The sequence below is a fragment of the Planomicrobium sp. CPCC 101110 genome (genome assembly GCF_007859395.1).
In the GTDB taxonomy this organism is placed as follows: domain Bacteria; phylum Bacillota; class Bacilli; order Bacillales_A; family Planococcaceae; genus Planococcus.
The window spans coordinates 296,699-319,299 of sequence record NZ_VOHD01000006.1; the positions used below are offsets into that span (position 1 = coordinate 296,699).

Annotated in this window: 24 protein-coding genes, 1 riboswitch and 1 other annotated feature; of the genes, 4 read left to right on the forward strand and 20 right to left on the reverse strand. The window is 44.4% G+C overall.

Annotated features, from left to right (window positions below):
- Positions 1 to 49: 49 nt before the first annotated feature.
- From FQV30_RS09355 to FQV30_RS09395, 8 genes are all read right to left on the reverse strand, one after another.
- Positions 50 to 676, reverse strand: a complete 627-nt coding sequence (locus FQV30_RS09355; RefSeq protein ID WP_255473384.1) for a flavodoxin family protein — start codon at positions 674 to 676, stop codon at positions 50 to 52.
- Between the two features lie 436 nt (positions 677 to 1,112).
- On the reverse strand, positions 1,113 to 1,700 hold the full coding sequence (locus FQV30_RS09360; protein WP_146499894.1) for a GNAT family N-acetyltransferase: 588 nt from the start codon (positions 1,698 to 1,700) through the stop codon (positions 1,113 to 1,115).
- A gap of 119 nt (positions 1,701 to 1,819) precedes the next feature.
- Entirely contained in the window at positions 1,820 to 2,317 is a 498-nt protein-coding gene (locus FQV30_RS09365) for a GNAT family N-acetyltransferase (protein ID WP_146499895.1), read from the reverse strand.
- Positions 2,318 to 3,013: 696 nt separating this feature from the next.
- Entirely contained in the window at positions 3,014 to 4,252 is a 1,239-nt protein-coding gene (locus FQV30_RS09370; protein WP_146499896.1) for an MFS transporter, read from the reverse strand.
- 61 nt (positions 4,253 to 4,313) lie between these two features.
- Positions 4,314 to 4,570 (reverse strand) — a binding site (T-box leader).
- 155 nt (positions 4,571 to 4,725) lie between these two features.
- Complete coding sequence (locus FQV30_RS09380) at positions 4,726 to 5,754, reverse strand: anti sigma factor C-terminal domain-containing protein (protein ID WP_186725610.1); 1,029 nt, start codon at positions 5,752 to 5,754, stop codon at positions 4,726 to 4,728.
- A gap of 7 nt (positions 5,755 to 5,761) precedes the next feature.
- Entirely contained in the window at positions 5,762 to 6,256 is a 495-nt protein-coding gene (locus tag FQV30_RS09385) for an RNA polymerase sigma factor (RefSeq protein ID WP_186725611.1), read from the reverse strand.
- 385 nt (positions 6,257 to 6,641) lie between these two features.
- A complete protein-coding gene (locus FQV30_RS09390; protein ID WP_146499900.1) occupies positions 6,642 to 6,923 on the reverse strand; it encodes a hypothetical protein in 282 nt (93 codons plus the stop codon).
- 160 nt (positions 6,924 to 7,083) lie between these two features.
- Positions 7,084 to 7,986, reverse strand: a complete 903-nt coding sequence (locus tag FQV30_RS09395; protein WP_146499901.1) for a DMT family transporter — start codon at positions 7,984 to 7,986, stop codon at positions 7,084 to 7,086.
- A 583-nt stretch (positions 7,987 to 8,569) separates the two neighbouring features.
- Here FQV30_RS09395 and FQV30_RS09400 point away from each other — a divergent pair.
- On the forward strand, positions 8,570 to 8,902 hold the full coding sequence (locus FQV30_RS09400) for a four-helix bundle copper-binding protein (RefSeq protein ID WP_146499902.1): 333 nt from the start codon (positions 8,570 to 8,572) through the stop codon (positions 8,900 to 8,902).
- Positions 8,903 to 8,951: 49 nt separating this feature from the next.
- Here the strand turns inward: FQV30_RS09400 and FQV30_RS09405 are convergent, their stop codons facing one another.
- The 3 genes from FQV30_RS09405 to FQV30_RS09415 all read right to left on the reverse strand — a co-directional run bounded on the left by FQV30_RS09405 (position 8,952) and on the right by FQV30_RS09415 (position 12,006).
- The gene (locus FQV30_RS09405; protein WP_146499903.1) at positions 8,952 to 9,629 is read right to left on the reverse strand and encodes a response regulator transcription factor; all 678 of its coding nucleotides are present in this window, start codon (positions 9,627 to 9,629) and stop codon (positions 8,952 to 8,954) included.
- Positions 9,607 to 11,010 (reverse strand): sensor histidine kinase, encoded by a 1,404-nt coding sequence (locus tag FQV30_RS09410; RefSeq protein ID WP_146499904.1) that lies wholly within the window; start codon positions 11,008 to 11,010, stop codon positions 9,607 to 9,609. The genes FQV30_RS09405 and FQV30_RS09410 overlap by 23 nt, the downstream gene beginning before the upstream one ends.
- Before the next feature lie 78 nt (positions 11,011 to 11,088).
- The gene (locus FQV30_RS09415) at positions 11,089 to 12,006 is read right to left on the reverse strand and encodes a F510_1955 family glycosylhydrolase (RefSeq protein ID WP_146499905.1); all 918 of its coding nucleotides are present in this window, start codon (positions 12,004 to 12,006) and stop codon (positions 11,089 to 11,091) included.
- Between the two features lie 232 nt (positions 12,007 to 12,238).
- Between FQV30_RS09415 and FQV30_RS09420 the strand changes: the two genes are divergently transcribed.
- Together FQV30_RS09420 and FQV30_RS09425 are read left to right on the forward strand one after the other, a co-directional pair.
- Complete coding sequence (locus FQV30_RS09420; protein WP_146499906.1) at positions 12,239 to 12,814, forward strand: YdhK family protein; 576 nt, start codon at positions 12,239 to 12,241, stop codon at positions 12,812 to 12,814.
- 147 nt (positions 12,815 to 12,961) lie between these two features.
- Positions 12,962 to 13,062, forward strand: a riboswitch (purine riboswitch).
- A gap of 86 nt (positions 13,063 to 13,148) precedes the next feature.
- Entirely contained in the window at positions 13,149 to 14,321 is a 1,173-nt protein-coding gene (locus FQV30_RS09425; RefSeq protein ID WP_146499907.1) for an MFS transporter, read from the forward strand.
- Positions 14,322 to 14,528: 207 nt separating this feature from the next.
- On the opposite strand, the gene FQV30_RS09430 is transcribed toward FQV30_RS09425, so the two are convergent.
- The 8 genes from FQV30_RS09430 to FQV30_RS09465 form a co-directional block, all read right to left on the reverse strand.
- Positions 14,529 to 14,984 (reverse strand): SRPBCC family protein, encoded by a 456-nt coding sequence (locus FQV30_RS09430; protein ID WP_146499908.1) that lies wholly within the window; start codon positions 14,982 to 14,984, stop codon positions 14,529 to 14,531.
- 142 nt (positions 14,985 to 15,126) lie between these two features.
- Complete coding sequence (locus FQV30_RS09435; protein WP_146499909.1) at positions 15,127 to 15,822, reverse strand: Na-translocating system protein MpsC family protein; 696 nt, start codon at positions 15,820 to 15,822, stop codon at positions 15,127 to 15,129.
- 46 nt (positions 15,823 to 15,868) lie between these two features.
- The gene (locus FQV30_RS09440; RefSeq protein WP_146499910.1) at positions 15,869 to 16,558 is read right to left on the reverse strand and encodes a Na-translocating system protein MpsC family protein; all 690 of its coding nucleotides are present in this window, start codon (positions 16,556 to 16,558) and stop codon (positions 15,869 to 15,871) included.
- A 226-nt stretch (positions 16,559 to 16,784) separates the two neighbouring features.
- The gene (locus FQV30_RS09445; RefSeq protein ID WP_146499911.1) at positions 16,785 to 17,216 is read right to left on the reverse strand and encodes an OsmC family protein; all 432 of its coding nucleotides are present in this window, start codon (positions 17,214 to 17,216) and stop codon (positions 16,785 to 16,787) included.
- 262 nt (positions 17,217 to 17,478) lie between these two features.
- Positions 17,479 to 17,763, reverse strand: coding sequence for a PTS sugar transporter subunit IIB (locus FQV30_RS09450; RefSeq protein WP_106532507.1), 285 nt, complete (start codon positions 17,761 to 17,763; stop codon positions 17,479 to 17,481).
- A complete protein-coding gene (locus FQV30_RS09455) occupies positions 17,764 to 19,125 on the reverse strand; it encodes a PTS galactitol transporter subunit IIC (RefSeq protein ID WP_146499912.1) in 1,362 nt (453 codons plus the stop codon).
- 120 nt (positions 19,126 to 19,245) lie between these two features.
- On the reverse strand, positions 19,246 to 19,695 hold the full coding sequence (locus tag FQV30_RS09460; protein WP_146499913.1) for a PTS sugar transporter subunit IIA: 450 nt from the start codon (positions 19,693 to 19,695) through the stop codon (positions 19,246 to 19,248).
- A gap of 460 nt (positions 19,696 to 20,155) precedes the next feature.
- Positions 20,156 to 20,971 (reverse strand): undecaprenyl-diphosphate phosphatase, encoded by an 816-nt coding sequence (locus FQV30_RS09465; protein ID WP_146499914.1) that lies wholly within the window; start codon positions 20,969 to 20,971, stop codon positions 20,156 to 20,158.
- Between the two features lie 227 nt (positions 20,972 to 21,198).
- On the opposite strand from FQV30_RS09465, the gene FQV30_RS09470 reads away from it, so the two are divergent.
- Complete coding sequence (locus FQV30_RS09470) at positions 21,199 to 21,789, forward strand: DedA family protein (protein WP_146499915.1); 591 nt, start codon at positions 21,199 to 21,201, stop codon at positions 21,787 to 21,789.
- Positions 21,790 to 21,930: 141 nt separating this feature from the next.
- Here the strand turns inward: FQV30_RS09470 and FQV30_RS09475 are convergent, their stop codons facing one another.
- Positions 21,931 to 22,587: a helix-turn-helix domain-containing protein gene (locus tag FQV30_RS09475; protein WP_146499916.1), complete on the reverse strand. Its 657-nt coding sequence runs from the start codon at positions 22,585 to 22,587 to the stop codon at positions 21,931 to 21,933.
- Positions 22,588 to 22,601: the final 14 nt, after the last annotated feature.

Sequence of the window (22,601 nt, forward strand, 5' to 3'; positions counted from 1 at the left end):
TGATTCCGTCCGCAAAATTGACCTGATTTCCGAAACAAGCCATGTCGACCTATCGATCGAGCGTGTTGCCTTCCGCCGGAATGGGATTTTGCCTCAACGCGCCTGCCAAATGGTACGTGTTATAGGCCAGCCGTTCAATTGCTGTTTTTGTAAACTCGTTGTCCCTCCCTGCTTTGATATAAGACTCGCCTGGCCCGGCTTCTCCCACCCAGTAAGCATCCACGTTCGGAGGGATCAGATATCCAATGTGCGACAACCCGTACAAAACAGATGCCGCAGAATGCTTTGCACCGTCTTCATTTCCTGTCACGACAACACCTCCCACCTTGTTGTAGAACACCGCCTGGCCTTTTTCATTGGTCATACTGCTGCTGCCATAAAGCCGTTCGATTGCCAGAGTGGCCAATGAACTTTTTTCACCGAGCCAAATGGGCGTGCCAATGATCAATATATCCGCCTCTTTCACTTTCTTCAAGATTTGCGGCCATTCATCATTTCCACCCAAATCCTCCGCGATGCCAAATGCGATTTGATAATCGGCTAACCGGATGATTTCGGAGGCTACCCCCAGTTGATCGTAATGTTTTTGGACATCGTGGATAAATCCTTCCGTATTTGAAATCTCATCAGACTTTTTCAGCGAGCTGTTCAGGAACAACGCTTTTAGCGGCTTCACATGACCACTCCTTTGCATGGTTTGTCTTATCATATCCAAAGAAAACTTTGCTCTACCAATACCCGTACGCAGCAACATCAAACAATAACTGGTTTTTGGATTTCAATTTATATTACTGAATCATGAAGGGCCAGTTCGCTTTTTTTTTTTGAGTATTTTATCCACAAAAAAAGAAGCTAAGGCAGTTTTCAGTGCCTTAGCTTCTTTTAACGGTTTTGTTGTCTTTGGCTGGAAAGTTTAGCTGAGGCAGGCAAAGGAATAGATCTCCGGCATCCGTAAAAGAGCATTCCTTAAAAAAACGGCATGAAGCGGCTGCTTGCTTTGGGTCCATGGACTATTCGATCCACCTATGCTTTGGCGTGGAATGGCTGGTTTGATTATCATGGTCCGGTGATAGCATTATAACGCCCCCTTCATCTGTCTGGTTGGAGCTGCTTTAAAAGGGATGAGGAGATTCATTTTTAAAATCGAGTTTCACATGCTCAGATTCAAGCTGCACCTGCCATCTGTCTCTCTTGTTAATCTCCATCAGCCAGTTGCGCCCCTTGTTTATCACTATGGCTTTATGGAATCCGCATTTTTCATAGCATCTTATCGCTCTTTTATTGCTTAAATTCGGATCGAGAACAAGTTTTTGAACATCTGTTGTTTCGTATAAAAAATCCACAAATTTTTTGATCATCACTGTGCCGATCCCTTGATTGAAAAGTTCCGGAACGCCGATAAATTGGTCGATTCCGTATATTTTCAAATTTGAAGGATAGCCATACTCTTCTTTCTGCTCAGCTGTTAAATAATATTGCTGTATATAGCCGATTGGGATTTTGTCCATTTCGACGATATACGGGTGAATCGGCACATCACCGTTTATTCGCGGCCCATATTTTCTTCTTACCCGTTCTACGGAAAAAGGAGAATTCACATCTCCGTAAAACTCCAGGACTTCTTTCGTGCTTAGCCACTGTGCCATGACCTCATAATCCGAAACCCGCATTTTCCTGATGCTTATTTCAACCTTTTTCATCCGAAGCGGTCCTCCTTCAGAATCGATCTCGCCTAAAGTTCAAAATAGCATACTTACTTCAACCCTTTGCCGGATCAGCCCCTTTTTGCCCATCGCAAGAATGCAAATCCCTGCACTTTTCAGACCAACTTGGACATATAGTATTCATCGACAAAGCGGTCCCCGATCAGCAGTGAATCCCTCTTCGTTCCTTCAATCTCGAAACCCATTTTCTGATATAAGCCCACTGCCGCTTTGTTTTCGCAGAGAACAGTCAAATCCAGCCGATGAAGCCCCGCTTTTTTTGCCCATTCTTCAAGATGGATGAAAAGATTGCTCCCGATATCCTTGCCTCGGCTGTCTTTATGTACACCAATAACGATGTATGCTCTATGGGCGATTCTCTGGGGGGTGTCATTTTGGGCGATCAAATATCCCAGAACCCGGCCATTTTCACAGGCGACAAACAGCCCCGATTTTTCTTTGCTGTTGATGGCCTCAATATAATCTGCAAAAGCTTCGGACGAAACTGTCCTTTCGCCGGGATTGAAGAGCATATTTCCCGATTTTTCCGCATTCTCCATCACTTTCACCAACTGTTCAGCATCAGTTCTTGCCGCTTTCCGAATTAACGCCACAGCCCATGCCCCTTTCTTCAATCTATTCAAATTTCCTCAGAAACACTTTATGAAACCCCTTAGAAATTGCTGGATAAACAAAACTTCCACCTCATCCAGACGGAAGATTCCTTTACTGATATGCCATATTTGTAATGCCTTAATATTCCGTTTCTTTCTTTGATTATACGGATGTGCTGTACAGATATCCACCGAACTTTGGAAGTTCTTCCAGTAAAGCTGGAGTATGGCTTCTCATTCAGCTGTATTCCGGGTTATTATCAGGTTATGGCATCTGCAAAAAAAGAGGAGAAAAAATTATGGAATGTTTATGCGAATAAGACCTTAGCTATGAAATAAAAGCAGAAGCAGATATTGCCGCAGACCCACTTTGGTGTTTTCGTTGCGGGTACAACCTTGAATTAGAAGAACTTCCAATATCGGCAAATCTGCTTACAAGTTGACAGTTTAGGCAATCCAATACGGTGAATGGATCGATTGGGAAAAAGACTGCCTGTTAACGGACGCTGTCAAGCTTGAACAGCAGCATAATGAAACAGGGCTGCTCCTAACCAAGAAACTGGTGAAAGAGCTTGGCGAAACTTGCAAAGTGACATTCTTCCCTTCAAACACGGCTTGGGCGGCAATCGGTTTTCTTCATAATATTGTTCCGGCTTCTTCTACTTGAAAAATAAGGAAGTGCTGTTCGAAACTTCTTCAACTTCCCCTTTCTATCTGTCCACAAAAAGTTTCTTCGTTTTGTTTGTAAGCCATACTGGCAATCCATAGCAGAATCGAGAGAAACAGCATGACAGAAGTCGCTGCAATCACAGAAAATCGGATGGATATCATATGGGCCGCCGCTCCAATCGTGATGGCAGCTATGATAATCAGCCCTGCTTCAAGCAGGCTGTACAGACTGACGATTCTTCCCATCATTTCCACAGGTATATTGTTCTGCGAAAAAGTTTGGAACCCTGTGTTGGCAAAAGCAAGGGCAAAAGCCAGCATAAAAAATCCGATGGCAGCAGCAGTAAACGTGCTGGAAAAAGCATAGAACAAATAACCAGCCGAAACGAAAAACGCCCCTCCTCCAATCAGGAAAGAAGGAGGCAGGCTCTTTGCAAAAGCCGCATTGACTCCAGCTCCAGCAATGATGCCCGCTCCAGCTATACTAACTAAAAATCCATACTCACTATCTGCCAATAAGAGCACTGCTTTGGCAAATGAGGCTTCCTGTGAATCGATGGCAGTTGCCATGACCATGAAACAGCTGAAAAGAAAGAAGATTATCATGATGCCTGGCGATATACGGCTAAAAGTCATGACCTCATTCCAGTCTTTCTTGATCATGGCCCTCGACATAGGCAAACCGGATTTTCCGGCAAGCTCAGATTCTTCTAACTGGGGCAGGCCCATCTTCACTAGTCCTGATAGAAACAAAGCAATGGCATTGATATAAATCGCAGCTACCGGCGTGCCGACCATAAAAAGAATGCCCGCAATAGCAGGGCCGATCAAAAAAGCGCCAGAATCAATCAAGCTTCTGAAAGCATTGAACTGCTGCCTCCCTTCACGCGGAATCAGCTTGGCAATATAAGCCATCGAAGCCGGTTCAAACATAGCTCCCGCCATATTTATGGCTAAAACAAGCAGATAAATCCCCCATAACGTTGAAGAAAATGGCAATATGAGGAGCAGCGCCGCTCTTAGCACATCCAGGATGACCATCAGAGTTCGCTTGTCCGTCCGGTCCACGACACTGCCAGCCCAGCCGTTGGTCAATAAAGCCGCGACAGGTTTGATAATATACAAACCTGCAACAGCAAACGGCGAATGGGTCATTTCCAGAACGATCAGATTAAGTGCAATAAGGTATACCCACGCGCCAAAATTGGAGATGCCAATTCCAGTCAGAAGCAATAACGGGTCTTTCCAAACTTTCATTTTAATCATGGAAAACTCCCTCCCTTCCCTTATTTAGACAAAACAAAAATCTCGTCCCCAAGACAGCAGTCTTGGGGACGAGATTTTTATAATCGTGGTGCCACCCCTATTCACCGATATGTCGCCATACCGGACTCTTTCGGTACAGCGATGATTCGCTCATACCTCAGCCCTGCAACGGGAGCCCCGCCACACCATCCCCTCCCAACGAGGTTTCTTTGTGGAGCTCAGAAATTTGGTTCAACAACAAACTCATGCCCTATTACACCAAACAAGAGCTCTCTTGGATGAAAATTTGTTGCCTACTCTTCTCTTCAACGCTTTTGATTTTTTGATTTCCACTATATTACCATAAGGCAAACCTTTTGCATCTTGTATTATTTTGATTTTTGCGCGAATATAAAGCCATTCTCTTTTTGCATCAACAGTAATATTCATTTTCTGCTTCCACAACATTCAATGCTGCTGGAACTTTGAGAAGGTCAATTGTAAAGGTTGGCAGCCGCACCAATCACGGAGGCCCGAATTGCCTCCTGGTCTTCTAAAGCTGCAAGATCCGCTATTCCTCCTGTGACCACTGCTCCAATCACTCTTACATTGTCTTCGGTTAAATCTTCGGAGCTGCCTTTTAAATTGTTTGCAATCCGTTCGTATTCGCCAAAATATTTTCCTTTTTCGTTGCTCAACCCCATATTTATATTATCGAGAAATCCTTGTACACTTAGTTCAGGATGTTCACTAAACTCATCAAATCCATATACCTGAGTAGCCAATTCAGGGGTTGGATCAATAATATATAGTTCTTCCGAACCAGCACTTCTATTATCAATCCTGTCGATATCATCCTTTGAATAGGTATCTACCCAAAACCACTTTAATGTCACTCCTTCAGGAATCATTTCCCTAATTTCATCGACAGAATAATTTTTGTCGAATGACAAACCAAGCTCTGCTACTGTCTGTTCAGGGAAATCAGCCAATTGGCTAATTTCATCAGCCACTTCCTTGTATACGACTTCAGGATGATAAAATTCCAAAAGGCGCTGCTTTGTTTCGCGATCGAAAGATTTCACTCCACCGCCAGCTTTTTCTATTTGAATTGGTGAATGGTCGCCAGCTAAACCGCTAACACCGCCAAACAAGCTGTATGTCACCACTTCCGAACTCCAATCAACCGGTATTCCTTCCAGTTCTTTGTAACGGTCAAATGTCAGGATACTTTGAAAGAAACCATTTCCTGCTTGTTGCGGCCCTGCCTCCTGAATGTTTGGATCAGTAATTTCACTAAATAGATGAATATCATGAATGGCATTCGCTTCACTCCATCTCATTATTGAAAGCCAGGAAAAACCAAAAGCTATTAATAGAAAAAACAAAACCAATGCTGAAACAATAATGTTCCGGATAATAGTCTTTCTTCTTGCTTTGCCGATAATTTTTGAAAACGAATTGTTTGGATTTCCCTCTTGAAACATCTCTTCCAGGCCTCGTTCTTTTTTATCTCTTGTCATATTTTCTCTACTCCTCCCCATACCGTTCTTTGAAGGCTTTTCTCGCCCGAAACAAATAGGTTTTTACCATACCGATATTCAAATCCAGTAAACCTGAAATTTCCGCATAGCTTAACTCCATTTCATACTTCAGCAGCAGCAATTGTTTTTGAAGGGGCGGCAACTGATTGAGAATGGATTCTATCTCACTTCTCATTTCGCTCTGTTCAATCTGTTCTTGTGGCAAAGAAGAATCATCTGCGAAATCGAGGTTTTCAAATGTGATACGCACATCCTTCTTTTGCTTGCGGCATAAATCATAATATTGATTGACTGAAACTCGAAATAGCCAGCTATATGCTTTGTTTGGATTGACCGATTCTATGTATAGCATCAGTTTATACAGCGATTCTTGTACAATATCTTCAGCATCCCGCTGGTTAGCGCCCATTTTTACTAAGTATTTGAATATGATGTCTGTTTTCCCTTGTAATGCTCGATACAATTCCTCTTGCGGGCTCAATAGTTCCCCTCCTTCCATTAATAGACCTTTACACTTTTAAAAAGTTAACACTGAATATAATATTTCTTTGAAATGGTTATAATATGCAATGAATGCATAAGAAAAAAACCCATCTTGTTAATGATGGATTTTATATGGATAAAGTGAATTTTAATCCTTTGACAGATGCACCTGTGCCGCAACAAAAATATAAATAACGAGACGTCAATAAATATCCATCAAATCCTTTGCACTCCTTTTGGATTTTTTCAAATCCTGCAACTGACAAAAGAGAGACCAATGCAAGCATGACAAAAGGCCTCATTGGTTTTATGTGCACCGAATACATATAGTGAAAAGATAATCGCAACGAGCTGAAAGGTTATTCTTTGTGGTTGTAACACGTTCAAATTCCTCTCTCTTGTTTGCGTGCCCGTACTCCTTTTTTATAAGCAACGAGTAAAATCCAAAAACCTGCTGTCAAGCCGACAAATGCAGCTGGAATTAAGAAAGGGGAGAAGGTCCCGCCGAAAGCCACTTCCGATTGAAGCATCTCTGCGCTTTCCCATGCATTTGCTATATTCGGCCTGAACATTAAAGCCTTTACATACCCTGACGCGAATTCCGCAACAAAATAGATGAGCTGTATAGCCGCTGCCGCCAGCAAGGCATACATAAACCTTTTCATTCCAATCCCCTCCTCTTTTTCTAAATTTTAGCATATTATTCTTTAAAAATTATTTTCTATCCTCATCAATTTGTATACAATACGCCAGTTACTTCATCAAAAAAAGAGAAAATGCTCCGATTTGGGCATTTTCTCTCCGAGTTTCCATGAAGGATAGCTTCTACTGCTGTTCAATCTCTTTCCCGCTGCGCGGGACCGTCCGCAAAAAACCAAGGGCAATCGCGGCTCCCGCACAGCCAAACAAGCAGCCGAACAACAGGTAAAGGGTTGGCTCTGAATCGCCGATTGCCACTGACGCCACGCCGCCGATTGCCGGAAACAGTGCAACCATATAACCGCTGGTGGCAGCGCCGATTTTTTCGACAAGTTTCAGGTAGAACATCCAGGCCCCAAAAGAAGCCACTACCGTCAAATACGCCAGTGCGCCAAGATAGGAAATGGATGTCGGAAGATAAAAGTTTTGCCCTTGAAAAGCGCATATGCTGAGCAGCAGGATGGCTGCGACACATCCGCCAATGCTGTTGGAATAGACGGGATGGATGCCTTTTCTGGCGTTTCTGGCAGAACTTGCATCCCCAATTGCCGTAAGGATGGTGCCAAGCAGCGCAATGCCGATTCCTTTTACGTAAGTGATTTCGAACCCGGCCCTCAGCAAAGGATACACTACGATGCAAACACCGATAAGGCTGACCGTTCCACCTGCAATCACTTGCGGATCCAAGCGTTCTTTCAGGAAAAGACGCAGCGCTATCGGAGTCAGGACAGCTTTAAGCGAAAAGATCAACGTCACCATAGCTGCCGCACTCCAAATGGTCCCATAGTAAAGAAACAGGTAGCTTAAAGCAAAATTGCATACCCCGAAAATGGCGATGGGCAAGAAATCTTTTGGGGAAGGCCAGCCTTTTGGCCGCTTCAAGCCCGCCAGCAGAACAAATAAGAAAGCGGCCCCGATCAAGCGGTACGCCAATGATACTTCAAGACTAATGGGTGTTCCTTGAATTTTGACTGCTATAAAATTCAGCCCCCATACGACTAAACAAAATATGTACATAAATGCGATCATTTTTTGACCACTTCTGTTTCCTCCTCATGGTGTCTTCATGTATTTATTGCAGGATCCATCAGGCGCCTCTAAATTTATAGGTTTGTTTTGCCGGAAGGATATAAATGCAAGCAAACCCCCTTCCCTTTTGCTTTATATATCAGCGCCTATGACAGATTTGGCCAAAAGAAACTTCACTGCCCCCTTTAGATTTGGATGGACAATATTCACTCTCTAATTTTAAAGCATTTGCTTGTTGGCAATATCCCTCTAAATGGAGAAGATATGAAACCGATTCCTGCTTTTCTCATTTTTCCAGAAACCTGTAATGCGGTATTTTTCCATCGACAGTGTGAGAATATCATAGCCAAAAAGAATCATCAAATATTCCTATACCCTTTATGTAACTATTGTCGTATCCTGTTATTTCTCTTTCGGTGATCTTATAGATATATAAAACCTTCAAACCGTTGTAATGTTATCTTCCGCTTCTCTTATCCCATGTTTTGTGCATTTTCTATGGAGTTTCCAAATTTCTGTTTAGCACAAAGATGAGCGGGAACATTTAGTTATGTATTCAAAATATGAAATGGAGGTTCTATGAATGGCACATGAACAGCACCAGGAACTGATTCAGATTCTGCACGATTGTGCAGCAGCCTGCAACCATTGTTTTTACGCTTGTCTCCAGGAAGATGATGTGAAGATGATGGCAGAATGCATTCGAACAGACCGGGAATGTGCGGACATTTGCGCCTTTTTAGAACAGGCAATCACCCGCAATTCACCATTTATCGCTGAACTTGCCGCTGTTTGCGCGAAAGTATGCGAAGCATGCGGAAAAGAATGCGAAAAACACGCCGATCACCATGAACATTGCCGGCGCTGCGCGGAAGCTTGCTTCAAATGTGCGGAAGCTTGCCGAAACATTGCATAATCCCTCATAAAAAGGCTGGGCGGAATTTTTTCCGTCCAGCCTTTTTATGTTATTCCACTTCGTTTATCCACTTGTACCCCATTCCCCAGACAGTCAGGAAATGATCATCGATTGGAAAACCTGCCTGCCTGATTTTCTCCCGGACATTTCGCACATGGGAGTCGATCGTCCGGCCTTCCGTCTCAGAATCATATCCCCAGATCACTTCGATCAATTGCTCTCTTGTATAGACTTTGTTGGGATTGTTCAAAAGATGGCCGACCATCAGGAATTCTTTGGGGGTCAACTTAATGGAATGTTCAAAGTATGAAAGTTCAAACCGGTCCGCATCCCATACCAAACCGTTCACTTCGATTCTATTTTTAGGGGATCTTCTGCGCAGCAGTGCTTCCATCCGCGCCAGCAGCTCCCCTTCGTGGAAAGGTTTTGTGATATAATCGTCCGCACCTATCTTCAAACCTTTGATGATATCCTCCTGCTGCTGGCGTGCGGTCAGCATAATGATCGGAACATCCGAAAACTTTCTGATTTCACCGCAAAGTTCCCATCCATCCATTTCCGGCATCATGACATCCAGCAAAACAAGATCGAACTGTTCTTTTTCCAAATATGCCAGCGCTTCAAAAGGCCCTAATGCTTTTTGGCATTTGTATTGATGAGGCTTCAAATACAAAGCCACAAGATCGAGCATCCTCTGTTCATCATCAACCAGTAATACCTTCCGCATGCAAATCCCCCCTTTCCAGCAGAATGTTCACAACAGTCCCCTTGCCATATTCGCTTTGGAGCTCGATATGGCCGCCGTGCAATCCAACTATTTCTTTTGCGATAGCCAGTCCCAACCCGCTGCCTCCAAGCTGCCGGGACCTCGATTTGTCGACCCGGTACAGCCGGTCGAAAACAAAAGGGATGTCCGCTTCCTGAATGCCTTCCCCTTCATCCTGGACGCTTATGGAAATATGAGCGTCGTCCTGCTTTCCCTGAAGAACCACCTTTGTGCCTTCTTTGGAATATTTCCGCGCGTTGTCCAATATATTCAGCAGTACTTGCTGGAACCGTTCACGGTCGATGAACGCGATGATGTTGGGATCGCAATGGACAGACAAGGAAATTCGCTTTTCTTCAAACACCGGCCGGACCAAGTTGATGACAGACCGGAACAGTTCATCAAGCGAAACCGCCTTTTTTTGGATGGAGAATTGATTTTGGTCAAGTTGGGCCAATTCAAAAAGGTGCTGGACCAATGCTGTCAGATGGGCGGTTTCTTCCCTTATGATTGAGATGTATTCCCTTTTTTCCTCTTCGGAAGTATCCGGCCTGCCCGCAATGTCGGCATATCCTTTGATGTAGGTTAAAGGAGTGCGCAGCTCATGTGAAATGCTTGCCAAAAAATCGTTGCGCGCATTTTTCAGGCGGCCCAAGTCGTTGGATAAGGCGGTGATGGAATTTGCCAATTCGCCCAGTTCATCCTGCCGCCCCATATGGAGTTTCACATGATTGTTTCCTTTGCTGATTTGTTCGGTCGCTTCTTTCATTCGGATCAACGGCTTTGTAATCAATCGGGACAACAGAAAAATCGTGATAATGGTCAATCCGAGCGCAATGAGGCCGACAACCAAAAACTGGTTTCTCAAATGGCTGACCCGTTCTTTGATGGGGCCAGTCTCTGCAAACATAAAAACATGCCCCCGGTGCTTTCCGGCCACGGTGATGGGACTATCGGTCGCGATAAACTGTTTTGCTTTCCACCGCTCTTCCACAATCCCCCCTTCATGGGAAGTTGTTTGAAAATCGGTATGCTCCAAAACGTCGAGCATTTCAGGTACAACCTGATCCGAATGGGCGAGCTGCTTACCGGACTCATCTGTAATGATGACGATAAAATCGGAAGCCGACTCCATCATGGCCACGTGGTTCAACGTTTCCGGTTCAAAACTGTCTTCCAATACTTCACTATGCGTATTTCCTCTCGCAAGCAGATTCGCCATCACTTCATCCACCCGTTCATTGACAAACGTAATGTACAAGGTTAGAAATAAAACCGATTCAATAAAAATGATAAATACGAAAAACAGCAATCCGATCTTTAATGCGACTTTATTTAACATGGCATACCTCTTTAAGGGTTATGGATAAGAAGAAACCGTCCTGCGCCGGCAGCTTTTTGCAGCCGCAACTTGCAAGCTTTAACGCATGGATTTCCAGGTCTGTGCGCCGTCTTTAGACAAAAAAGCATCTCCTCGGAAAGTATAGATGGCGAGTTCCAACTCATCAGCGGGATTTTGCGCAATGAACGCGATGGCGTCTTCTTTCATTTCCGGAAGCTTCAGCTCCTCCACTTTTCCGTTTTCAATAGTATACTTCATCAAAGTTGCAGCTGTACCAAAGCTTGCGTAATACAAATGTTTTTTTGTAAAAGCGGCGGCTGTTCCCATCTCTTCTTCGGTAAGCTTCTGGAAATTGGCACCCGCATCTTTTGAAAGATGGATGCCTGTGGAAGTCGCAGCGGCCATATACTCCGAATCTTCCGGATGAATGGCAAGCCCCGCCACTTCTCCAGTTAAACCGGCAGCTTTGACAGGTCCCCATGTTTTTCCTGCATCGCCGCTTCTATGGATTCCTGCTTCAAGCAAGGAATTTTTTGCCGGATTGACCAAAAGAATATCGTGGCTGTTGTAGCCGACTGCCATGGCATGAAAATCAGTTTCTCCTTCAAAAGCAACTTCTTCAATGGTTTCACCGCCGTCATTGCTGCGCTGAATTCCCAGGGGATTGGGCAAATCAGAATTCGCGCTCGGGTGGCCGGATGTAAAGAATCCTTCGTCGACTGCATTGAACCCCATGTAATCGTGGAAATTTCCGGCTGTTTCCAGCCATTTGCCTTCCCGGTATATTTTCAATCCGCTGTGCGAAGCAAAATACAGTCCGCCATCATTTCCTGCGTACCCCATCCCGTGGACGTGGCTCAATTCTCCATCAAAGGGGACTTCAAAAGTTTCTGAAGCCACTTGATTTTCCGGAGCTGCTGTACCGCTTTCGGTGCTGCAGCCCGTCAGCGCGAGCCCGGCGAGAAGCAATCCCGCCAGCTTTCTTTTCTTTTTCATTATATAGAACCTCCGGTAAATTTTATAGGATCATCAATACTCGCGAGTATACCAGAAATGTCTAGATTTTCTGTGCAGAATTCTTTTACCCCCGGAGCTTATACGCTGTGAATTCACATTATTGCCATAAAGCTCGTTGCCGTTAAAGTTCGAACCCTACACGGTTCCTGCACACATTATGCAGACATTTCGGGTAAAGTCATGTTATATCAACAAAGAAAGAGGGATACGGATGTTAAAAAATAAATGGACATGGAGTTTTATGTCACTGCTTACGGCACTAACTTTAGGCGCCTGCAATACCGGCAGCGAAAGCAGCGACCATCAGATGGACACTGGATCTCAAGAGCAGCAGGAATCAGCCCATACGCACATGGACCACTCAGGCTCCGGTGAAGTTCCGGAAGGATTGGCCGAAGCAGAGGCTCCAGCTTTTGGAGTCGGCGATAAAGCCATGATTTCTGCAAGCCATATGGAAGGCATGGACGGCGCTGAAGCGACAATCGTTGGAGCTTATGATACCACTGTCTATGCTGTCACCTACACACCTTCCGGCGGCGGAGAAACGGTCAAAAACCACAAATGGGTCATCCACGAAGAACTGGAAAACCCTGGTGAGGCGCCGCTGAAGGCCGGTGATAAAGCGACGCTTGCGGCGGACCATATGGAAGGTATGGACGGCGCTGAAGCGACGATTGATTCTGCTGAAGAAACGACTGTTTATATGCTCGATTTCACGCCAACCAATGGCGGCGAAAAAGTGACCAACCATAAATGGGTCACTGAAAACGAGCTTACGGCTAACTGAATCCTTTGATCCCTGACAGGCCAAAAGCAGCCCCGTATGCTCTTGGCCTTCCGCTTTTTTTGCAGCTTACTTTTTGGCTGCGCAAACAGCTGATGCATTAAAAGCTTGAAAAACGAAAAATATATAGTAGAATTTACTAATGAAGTTCCCTAACACCCATAGCAACTCTGTATAACCTTTAGAATATGGCTTAAGGGTCTCTACCAGGAACCATAAAAATCCTGATTACAGAAAACGATTTTTTCGTTTTTTGTAATCAGGATTTTTCGTTTTTTCTGAAAATATCTTTAAGCTCATTTTAACCTGCACATCACGAAAGGAAGAGACACTTATTATGAATTTGAAAGTTTACATTCTGGCGTTGTCGACTGTGGCTGTCGGTCTCGTCGAACTGATCGTCGGAGGGATTCTGCCGGCCATTGCCAAAGAGTTTAATATTCCGCTTGGATCTGCCGGGCAGCTGATCACTGTATTCGCGCTGGTATACGCGTTTGCAGGACCCTTATTGCTGGTGATGACCAGCAAAGTCGAACGCAAAAAATTATACCTTGCCTCTTTGTTCGTTTTCTTTCTTGGAAATATTTTGACCTATTTCAGCCCGAACTTTGCGTTTATGATGGCCGCAAGGGTTTTGACCGCTATCAGCACAGCGCTGATTGTCGTGCTATCCTTGACCATCGCAGCTAAAATAACTGCTCCTGCTTATCGCGCGAAAGCTCTGGGGCTGATTTATATGGGGATAAGTTCATCCCTTGTATTGGGAGTGCCGCTTGGCATCCTGATTTCCGACGCATTTGGCTGGCGCGTCATTTTTCTGGGAATTGCCGTGTTATCCATCGGCTCAATGGTGCTTATCTCCATGTTCTTGGAACGGATTCCCGGTGAAAACACGATTCCGCTTTCACAGCAGATCAAAGCGGTCGGCAGTCCGAAAATTGGAAGCGCACATTTGGCCACCTTGTTTATGCTTGCCGGCCATTATACGATTTATGCTTATTTCACACCATTCCTGGAAACAGAGCTTCATCTGGGCTCGCAGTGGATCAGTTTGTGTTATTTGATATTCGGAATCGCGGCTGTCAGCGGCGGGGCAATCGGCGGCTCCCTTGCAGATGCGATCGGTGCTCCTAAAAGCATCATCATTGTCATCAGCGCCTTTGCGTTTGTCCTTTTCCTGCTGCCGATAACTACATTCTCAATGGCCGTATTCATCCCCATGATGATTGTTTGGGCGGCATTAAGCTGGAGTTTGGCGCCGCCTCAGCAAAGCTATTTGATCCAGACCGATCCTGCATCGTCCGATATTCAGCAGAGCTTCAACAATTCCGCCTTGCAAATCGGCATTTCGCTTGGATCTGGAATCGGCGGCATTGTGCTGAACCAAACCGGTTCCGTTTCTTCCGTCGCCTGGGTTGGCAGCATCATCGCCATACTCGCTTTGCTCTGTGCAGCGTACTCGATAAGCAGGCCTGCTATCGCAAGAAGCCCTGCCCCTTTCCATAAATAAATGAAAACATTCCTTGCATAAACATGGTTCAAGTCATATTTAAAACGGAAAAGCACAGCTTGCTGCGTGGCAGCAAGCTGTGCTTTTCCTATTACTCCGAAACAAGTTGTGCATGCAGTCCTCGGAATTCATAGAGAATGTTGTGTATATAGAACAGGCTTATACCTGTGATCAGAAAATCCCTGCAACTTGCAGAGTCTGCCAATTTCATTTTTTCTGTTCTGCTATCTTTTTCAGTCCGATTGCCCGATCTTTTATAAACGCGTTCATATATTTCTCTAAAAAAAGCCTGTCAGCCAGTTTTCCGGCAATGCCAAAAGGCGATTTATAATCAAAGTTGTCCCGCATGATGGTTCCTTTGCCGCTTCTTATGAATTCATGCGTATGGATAAAAGAATGGAAAGCCCCTTTAACCATAGTATCCGTGAATTTGTAAGGGCGCTCCATCTGAATAATCTTCGCTGTCAACTTTTGCTTTACGCCGAGATGGACAGCTTCCCATGTCACACTATCCCCGTTTTCCATAAGGCCGGTTGTCACGCCTGCCACTGCTTTTTCTTTAGTCTTTGATGCAGTCTCAGTATGAACATCGACGTTTCTCGCCAAATCAAAACACACCTCAATCGGGGCTTCTATATAAATCTCATAAGCGATAACCGGCATTTTCCCACCGCCTTTCTTTATGCAGCAGACCTGATTCCTAAGCTCTTGCCTGCTTTTAAAGACTTTTCAGCCTTTGAAAAGACAATGGAAAGAAGCCCAGTAATCTTGCCCTTTCTTCAATGGCATCATCGGTGCGTTCTGCTTATTTTGAAGATTCAAGGATGAATACCATGTAGCCTTCATCTTTCTCAAAATCCCAGTCAAAAAAAGTTTCCCGGATTTTTCTGTTCAAAGCCGCCTCTACATCGACCGCTTTTATCGCCTTATGTTCCAAAGGGCGTTTGGCAATCCGCAGCTCTTCTTCAAAACCGTTTTTGATGAGCTCCCTTTCAAGTTCCACTAAAATTTTTGATCGCTTGATCATTATGGTCCGGTCGCTTAGCCAGACAATCTCTGTCGCTTCAGGCAATTTTTCTACATTCCTGCTTGCCTCTTCAATTTTTCCATACAGCTCTTTTTCGTTCACATCTTCAGGCCAATCAAAAGATTCTCCTGGAACTGGCTGCTTTAAAATTCCAATGAGAAGTCCGGTCTCCGTTTCAAGGGACCAATCGGCGTAAATATCCCTCACTTCCAGCTGCGCTATTTCATTCAGCGTCTTGATGATGTCCTCACTTATATCGCGCATGAGCAAATCCCTCGTTTTTATCACACGATTCTGTTCGTTTTGCTTTATGAGGATCTTTTCCATGGGAGCTAAAAACCCGCGAAGATGGATGGTAAGAAATTCGGACTGGAGGGTGACATATACGGAAGTTGGCCCCTTTCCAAAATGCTTTCGCATGAGTGTGGATATATATCCCCCTATTTCAGATTGCAATTGTCTCTCCGTATTCATCTGGAAGCCTCCTTCGATAGTTACACATGGATATGAATAGGACCGTTTAGTTTTCCAGCACCAAAACCATGTAAGCCTTGTCTGCTGCAAAATTCCAATCAACAAACAATTCTTTGACCTTCTTTTTCATCACAGCTTCTTCGTTGAGGGATTCCATCAAGCGATGTTCCAAAGGCCGCTTAGCTAACCGCAATTCTTCAGCTGCGCCATTCATGACCAGCTCTTTTTCAACATCGACCATTATGCCTGACCGTTCAATCAGGAGTATGTAATCATTAAGGCGGTAAATTTCAATCTCATCAGGAACTTTTTCTGTTTTCCGGCTGATATCAATGATTTTCTCTTTCAACTTTCTTTTGTCTTCTTTTTCCTGCCATGCGGTTGGATTCTTGTGTTCATTTCCGCCCATTACAGCGATTAACATGCCCGTCTTGTTTTCAAGGTTCCAGTCCGCGTATACTTCTTCCACCGTTTCACCGACGATTGCCGAAAGATTCTTCCGTATATCGGCTTTCCAGCCTTCCACGATCAAGTCTCTTGTTTCCAAGATGCGCTTTACTTCATTGCGTTTGATGAATGTTTCTTCCGTTGGAAAGCTGAAGTCCAGGAGATGGATAATGATGAATGGCTTTTGGATGATTGTTTCAGCGGATGAAAGACTGGCATCAAACTCCTCGATCAGTTTCCTGGAAATAAAATGGCTAATTTCCTCTGTATGCAGCTGTTCTTTTTCCATCCTGCTATACCCCTCTCCCTAAAGGCTGAAAGTGAATGATCCATCAAATAAAAATAGAACAATTCTTCCCAAGCAATCGTTCTGCTTTATGGTTGTGAATACATTTTTCGTATACCCTAAGATTTGCCGTGTAATCCTTAACAAGCTGTATTCACCTGTTATAAACACTAAGCGCGGCCAGCGGCACTACACAAGCCGCGCTTTCCACACAAACTGGGCCTTATTCCTATAAGGTTTCAACATCTTTTGCAGGTGCCTCGTTGAGAATATACTTGTACCGGACTTTGGCATTGATCGAATGAACCACTGTGCAGTAAGTTTCGCTTGATAATTTTATCGCTCGTCTGACCTTATCTTCTGGAAGATCTCCTTTAATATGATATGTGATTGTCATGTCTGTAAAACGTTTTGGATGTGCCTCAGCGCGCGATCCGTCAATATCGATGAAAAAATCCTCTATCTTCAATCGCATTTTTTCCAGTACGAACACAATATCCATTCCCGTACAAACAGCTGCGGCGTGCAAAAGAACTTCAGGAGGGCGCGGCCCCCTGTTTTCCCCACCGCTCTCTGGCCCGGCATCCAACAAGACCATATGTCCGGATTCCGTCTTGCCGCTGAATGCCATTCCACCGTCCCAATTCAAAGTAGCTTTCATATTATCATTCTCCTTTTCTATGGTTCTTATTTCTCCAAACCCTTATGAAATGGTACAGCTATACTTTCCGCGGAGCACATCCGCTTTCCTGCTTCAACTAATCATTATCTGCCAAGAATGAACAAAAAGGGCTTTCCAGGTCCGGCTCTGCAGCTTCAGTGCAATTCCGGAACTTAGAAAGCCTTTTAAAATGTGGACAAGCTGCTTTTGTTGATTTGATAGACATCAAGCGGAAACTACTTCTTCTTTCTATCCCTCCACTTTACCGCTTGATTTCTGCCAGCACTTTTTCATACATGCTTTCAATTCCGATGCCGGTCAAAAGCGGAACGCCGTCAATCACTTTGTCTTTGATGTTATTCGGAACGAGTGTGGTGGACAAGATGACATCGTAATCATCGATCCGCCCTATTTCATCACTGACTTTCGACTGATAGATTTTCACTTCCTGGCTCAAATTGTTTTCCTTTAGCCATTCCTCCACTTTTCCTTTCACGACTGTGGATGTCGCAATTCCCGTACCGCACATAATCAATAATTTTTTCATTTAAGCTTCCTCTCCTTCTAATCTTTCTTCTTTTTCCTGATGCCGCTTCGGCCTGATTTTGTTTTGGTAGATCAAGCCCAAAAGTATGATGAGGCCCAATGCAATCATTCCATACCAGTTTAAAATTTTCGGAACCCAGACGAATATGAAGGTTGTCCAAACCGCACCGTCGATCAAAGAAGAAATACTCGTGTTCGCGCCCATTTCAAAATTCGCGGCAATTGCGGATTGTGTAAAGAGCGGTGCTATCCAAGTCGCTATATACAAACCTACTCCGATATAGATAGTTCCGCCAATGACCGTTCTGACAATATTCCCCCTGAAAATCGGGACCATCAAGCAAATCAGGAACGGAATGGATGCCAAATCGGCAAAGGGCAGAACCGAGTTTCCAGGCAGCAAAACCGCCAAAAAAATCGTAATCGGAATCAGCAGAAGCGCGGATGACAAGACTGCCGGATGGCCGATCGCCAATGCGCTATCCATGCCGATATAAAGGTCTCTACCCGGAAAGCGCTTTTTAACAAACGCGCCCGCCGCTTCTGATACAGGGACAAGCCCTTCCATCAGCAAAGCAACCATTCTCGGGAGCAATACCATTACTGCAGCCGTCTGAATCGCCAGCTGCAAAATGCCTTGCACGTTATAACCCGCTAAAATTCCGATCAAAATCCCTATCAAAACACCGATGATCGTCGAATCCCCTAAAATGCCGAGCCTTTTCTGGATGGACTCCGGATCGGCTTCCAGCTTATTGAAACCGGGAATCCGGTCAAACACCCAGTTCATCGGCAAGGCCACAAACGCTGAAGGCGCCGATGTACCGTGAGGGAACGTGATATTTTGAAAGCCATAGAATCTCTCTATATACTTTGCCAGAACATCGGCCATCAAATAAAGCAAAAGCAGATGAACAATAATCGTAAGGACTCCCAGCCAGAAATCCGATGTAAGGGCGTAAACTAAAGAGCCGGTTAAAGCCACATGCCAAAAATTCCAAATGTCGACATTCAGCGTTTTTGTTAATCCGAAAGTCAGCAAAAGGATGTTCACTCCGACACCGAGCGGTATCGCCAAGCTTCCGAGGGATGTTCCGTATGCGATTGCGGCGGCGGCAGGCCATCCGACGTCGATCGTGTTCAGATCAAAACCGAAATTCTCGACCATCGCTTGAGCTGCTGGCCCTAAACTTTCCACCAGCAGACCGATGACCAAATTGATCCCCACAAACCCGATGCCGACAATCAAAGCGGCACGCAGCGCTTTGCCGGGTTTTGTCCCCAGTATCAATGCGAAAATAAAAATCAGGATAGGAAGCAAGACGCTAGCGCCCAAATCAACGAACCATTGCAGAAAACCCATGAATTCTCCTCCTCCGTTCATACTGTCAAATATGCAAAGCTGTTGTTATATGGATCATCTTACTGCATGCTTATTTTTATAAAGAGTCCAAAAGGAATGGCCTGTGTTACAAGACGGCAATCATGTTTTACTTTCGAGCAGCCTATTCAGCTGATCTGCATCTGAAACTGCAGTCAGCTGTTCCACAGTCCCTGGGTCCTGGAAAAGTCCGACCAGTTTTTGCAGCATATCCAACTGGCCCTGCGAACTATTCAGCGCTAGCATAAATACAATTTTCACGTCGACAAGTTCGGCGCTTCCTCCCATGGCAGCAAACTTCACCGGATTTTTTAACGATGCAAAAGCAATTTTCGAGTCATGTACCATATCGCCGTCCGTGTGTGGTATTGCTACTCCAAAAGGCTCTGTCGGCAATCCTGTCGGAAACTCCTTTTCCCTTTGAAGGACGCTTTCGATAAACCCTTCTTTTACCACTCCATGTTCTGTCAGCAGATTCCCCAAAACTTCCAAAACTTCCTCTTTCGAGCTTGCTTCTAGATTCAACACAATTAATTCTTTGTCCAATTTCATAGGCAGCTCTCCCTTCAGTTGGTATAAAAATTCCTATGTATGCCAGCGGTATTTCCATGAAAATCTTGTATATGCTGCAAATTCAAAAATTAAAATCTGAACATCATAAAAGTTTCATTCTCCGCGCAAACAACAAACTTTTTTATAAAGCGCTTTCAAAAGGACGCAATAAAGATGCAAAAATCTTAAAGGTTTGTTTCCCAAGGATTCGCGCCTTACCTATATGTTCATTTTATTTAATTCGATAGACAGCCCTGCAATTCCTTTAAGCAGAAAAAACCACTTGCAGTGATTTAGTTTTGCTAAACTTCTTTCGATTCAATTTCTGTTTTCTCATCCACTCAATACTGTTAATTTTATTGATTATATAATACGTAAATAAAGCAGCAGCCTTTCCGATAGACCGGCTGCTGCTTTAGAAGTGTCAGATATAATCGGAATAAGATTCGCCTAAAAAGTTCTAAAAGAATATCAACAAAAGCGCCCCGACAAAAATGCAATAATAAGTGAAGAGGGTCAACTTCCCTTTTTTCATGATGCCCATAAACCACCTCAAAGAGAAATAGGACATGATCAGCGTCGCGATAAAGGCAGCTGTGTAAGGAATTGCCAATTCCGCTTTATCAGGTTCATCCCAAAAATCGGAAACTCCGAGAACCACCCCTCCTAAACTCACTGGTATGTAAAGCATGAAAGAAAACCGCAAAGCTGTTTCCTGGTTCAATCCTACGGCGATAGCCGAAATAATCGTCGATCCTGAACGGCTGATGCCTGGCGTCAAAGCAACAGCTTGCCCGAAGCCGATCAGGAAGGCGTCTTTGCCTGTCATGGTTTTTTCATTCTTGCTGCCTTCCCTGTTTCGAATCAGCCATAACGCAATTCCGGTCACAAACAACATGATTGCAATAGTAGCCATACTGACGCTATCAGCTATGAAATCACTCAGAAGCAACCCCAGCAAACCCGCTGGGATTGAACCCACCATGATAAAGCAAATAAAACGGAAATCGCTCTTGTATGTAGAATCCTTTGTTTTTATGTATTGCAAAGAATTGGCAGCCAGCCTTGCCGCATCTTTTCGGTAAACGAAAAGAATCGCCAATAAGGACGCCGTGTTAGTCAAAATTGCAAACGTGAATCCTTGTTCCCCCAATCCTAAAAGCTGGCTTGCTATCATGACATGTCCGCTTGACGATACCGGAATCGGCTCAGTGAAGCCTTGGACAATGCCGATGATGATCATTTTAAATATTAATAGAATATCTGGATTCTCCATACTTCCTCCTTGGTTTTCATATACTATTAGTACGAATTTGAAACCTCTTTGTTCCCATCGTCTTTTTGTTTCCCCTATTATTTCTGGATTTTCCCCTGAATGAATTAACATGGTATTCCTATGCTCTTCCATAAACCTTATGTTATACTTCCTACTTTGTATGGAAAGAAACCACACAGGAATTTGTGTATTTCCAACTGGCATTCATTTATGGGAGGGGATTTGTTATGGAAGTTCTGATCATGCAACTGATGGAGGCTCTTAAAGGGCTTTCCTATTTCGGGATTATGTTGGCGTTGACATTCGAGTTTGTGCCTGCAGAACTTGTACTGCCGCTGGCTGGCTATTGGGTGTTTGAAGGCGAACTGCTCTTGTATGGCGCAATTCTTGCAGGTTCAATTGGGGGAGTGCTTGGCCCGCTGACTTTGTACGCACTTGGACGTTATGGCGGAAGGCCGATGGTATTGAAGTTCGGCAAATATTTTTTTGTTACAGAAGAGCATATGGATAAGTCGGACCAATTTTTCAAAAGGTATGGCGGCAGCGTCGCGTTTCTGGGGCGTTTTGCTCCCGGTGTCAGGACAGCCGTTTCAATTCCATGCGGCATGGCCAAAATGAACATCTGGAAGTTTATCATTTATACATACTTGGCAATGTTGCCAATTACAGCAATTTATGTTTATTTAGGCTACCGGCTTGGGACGCAATGGGAAATGGCTGGCGAAATGATGGGCAAGTACGCGAATTACATGCTGCTTCCACTTGCACTGATCTTCTTCTGGATGATTGCCAAAAGAAAAAAGCTGAAATTGCAATAGCCATAAAAAAAAGCCGCGAGATTTATCTGGCGGCTTTTTTTGGGGGGCTGTAGCCCTTCTCTTTCCCGGCCGATTTTCCCTCTTTTGCTCAAATCGCCCAAAATCCTCAATAGGCCGAGCGGCTTGATGTGAAAACATTTTTCATATTTTATTTTCGAGTTTGTTTCCTGCCAGTTGAATAGCCAAGCAATCATCCAAGTAGCCTACCGCAAAAATATAATCATGCAAAAGGTCGAGCGGCAAAATAAAATAAAGCAATGCCCCTCCCATAACAGCCAGCTCTTTCTTGCTTCCTTCCGCCAAAAGGAATTTCCGGTGCCAAATTTTCAGCTGCTGTATATACGTTCCAACATTGCCGAAATGGTTTACTTTTGCATCAAATCCGTCTTTTACCATAGACTTCCCTTCGTGCGTCTTTGTATACTCTTCAAATGTTTCCAATTCTGCTGCAAGCTTGTCGATTGTTATGGACGGTTCATGCAGCTGAATCGATTTTTGCAGCAGTTCAACTTCAGCAGCTGGAATTGGCCCGGAATGGGATTGCTTTCCATGTTTTTTCCTGCTTGCAGTTGTATCAGCCTCATAATCTATAGCTTCCACCAGATCATTGAAGGGAATCTCAAGTGCTGCAGAAAGTTTTTTCAAATGCTGAAGCGTGGGTTTTCTTTTTCCGTTCATTATCCGCGAGACAGTAGCCTTATCAATGGATGTAAGTTCCGCCAACTGCCTGATTGAATAATTGCGCTGCTCCATTGCATCCCGAAGCAGACTTCCCAGCCTGGTAGATTTTTCTTGCATGGTTGTTGCCCCTT

Bases quoted from the DNA above. Each gene is read 5' to 3' on its own strand.
- FQV30_RS09360 (WP_146499894.1), bottom strand. From the start codon at position 1,700: ATGAAAAAGGTTGAAATAAGCATCAGGAAAATGCGGGTTTCGGATTAT.
- FQV30_RS09410 (WP_146499904.1), bottom strand. From the start codon at position 11,010: ATGTTAAATAAAGTCGCATTAAAGATCGGATTGCTGTTTTTCGTATTT.
- FQV30_RS09420 (WP_146499906.1), top strand. From the start codon at position 12,239: ATGTTAAAAAATAAATGGACATGGAGTTTTATGTCACTGCTTACGGCA.
- FQV30_RS09450 (WP_106532507.1), bottom strand. From the start codon at position 17,763: ATGAAAAAATTATTGATTATGTGCGGTACGGGAATTGCGACATCCACA.
- FQV30_RS09465 (WP_146499914.1), bottom strand. From the start codon at position 20,971: ATGGAGAATCCAGATATTCTATTAATATTTAAAATGATCATCATCGGC.
- FQV30_RS09430 (WP_146499908.1), bottom strand. From the start codon at position 14,984: ATGCCGGTTATCGCTTATGAGATTTATATAGAAGCCCCGATTGAGGTG.
- FQV30_RS09435 (WP_146499909.1), bottom strand. From the start codon at position 15,822: ATGAATACGGAGAGACAATTGCAATCTGAAATAGGGGGATATATATCC.
- FQV30_RS09390 (WP_146499900.1), bottom strand. From the start codon at position 6,923: ATGAAAAGGTTTATGTATGCCTTGCTGGCGGCAGCGGCTATACAGCTC.
- FQV30_RS09440 (WP_146499910.1), bottom strand. From the start codon at position 16,558: ATGGAAAAAGAACAGCTGCATACAGAGGAAATTAGCCATTTTATTTCC.
- FQV30_RS09400 (WP_146499902.1), top strand. From the start codon at position 8,570: ATGGCACATGAACAGCACCAGGAACTGATTCAGATTCTGCACGATTGT.
- FQV30_RS09380 (WP_186725610.1), bottom strand. From the start codon at position 5,754: ATGACAAGAGATAAAAAAGAACGAGGCCTGGAAGAGATGTTTCAAGAG.
- FQV30_RS09415 (WP_146499905.1), bottom strand. From the start codon at position 12,006: ATGAAAAAGAAAAGAAAGCTGGCGGGATTGCTTCTCGCCGGGCTCGCG.
- FQV30_RS09470 (WP_146499915.1), top strand. From the start codon at position 21,199: ATGGAAGTTCTGATCATGCAACTGATGGAGGCTCTTAAAGGGCTTTCC.
- FQV30_RS09475 (WP_146499916.1), bottom strand. From the start codon at position 22,587: ATGCAAGAAAAATCTACCAGGCTGGGAAGTCTGCTTCGGGATGCAATG.
- FQV30_RS09455 (WP_146499912.1), bottom strand. From the start codon at position 19,125: ATGGGTTTTCTGCAATGGTTCGTTGATTTGGGCGCTAGCGTCTTGCTT.
- FQV30_RS09395 (WP_146499901.1), bottom strand. From the start codon at position 7,986: ATGATCGCATTTATGTACATATTTTGTTTAGTCGTATGGGGGCTGAAT.
- FQV30_RS09460 (WP_146499913.1), bottom strand. From the start codon at position 19,695: ATGAAATTGGACAAAGAATTAATTGTGTTGAATCTAGAAGCAAGCTCG.
- FQV30_RS09425 (WP_146499907.1), top strand. From the start codon at position 13,149: ATGAATTTGAAAGTTTACATTCTGGCGTTGTCGACTGTGGCTGTCGGT.
- FQV30_RS09405 (WP_146499903.1), bottom strand. From the start codon at position 9,629: ATGCGGAAGGTATTACTGGTTGATGATGAACAGAGGATGCTCGATCTT.
- FQV30_RS09445 (WP_146499911.1), bottom strand. From the start codon at position 17,216: ATGAAAGCTACTTTGAATTGGGACGGTGGAATGGCATTCAGCGGCAAG.
- FQV30_RS09370 (WP_146499896.1), bottom strand. From the start codon at position 4,252: ATGATTAAAATGAAAGTTTGGAAAGACCCGTTATTGCTTCTGACTGGA.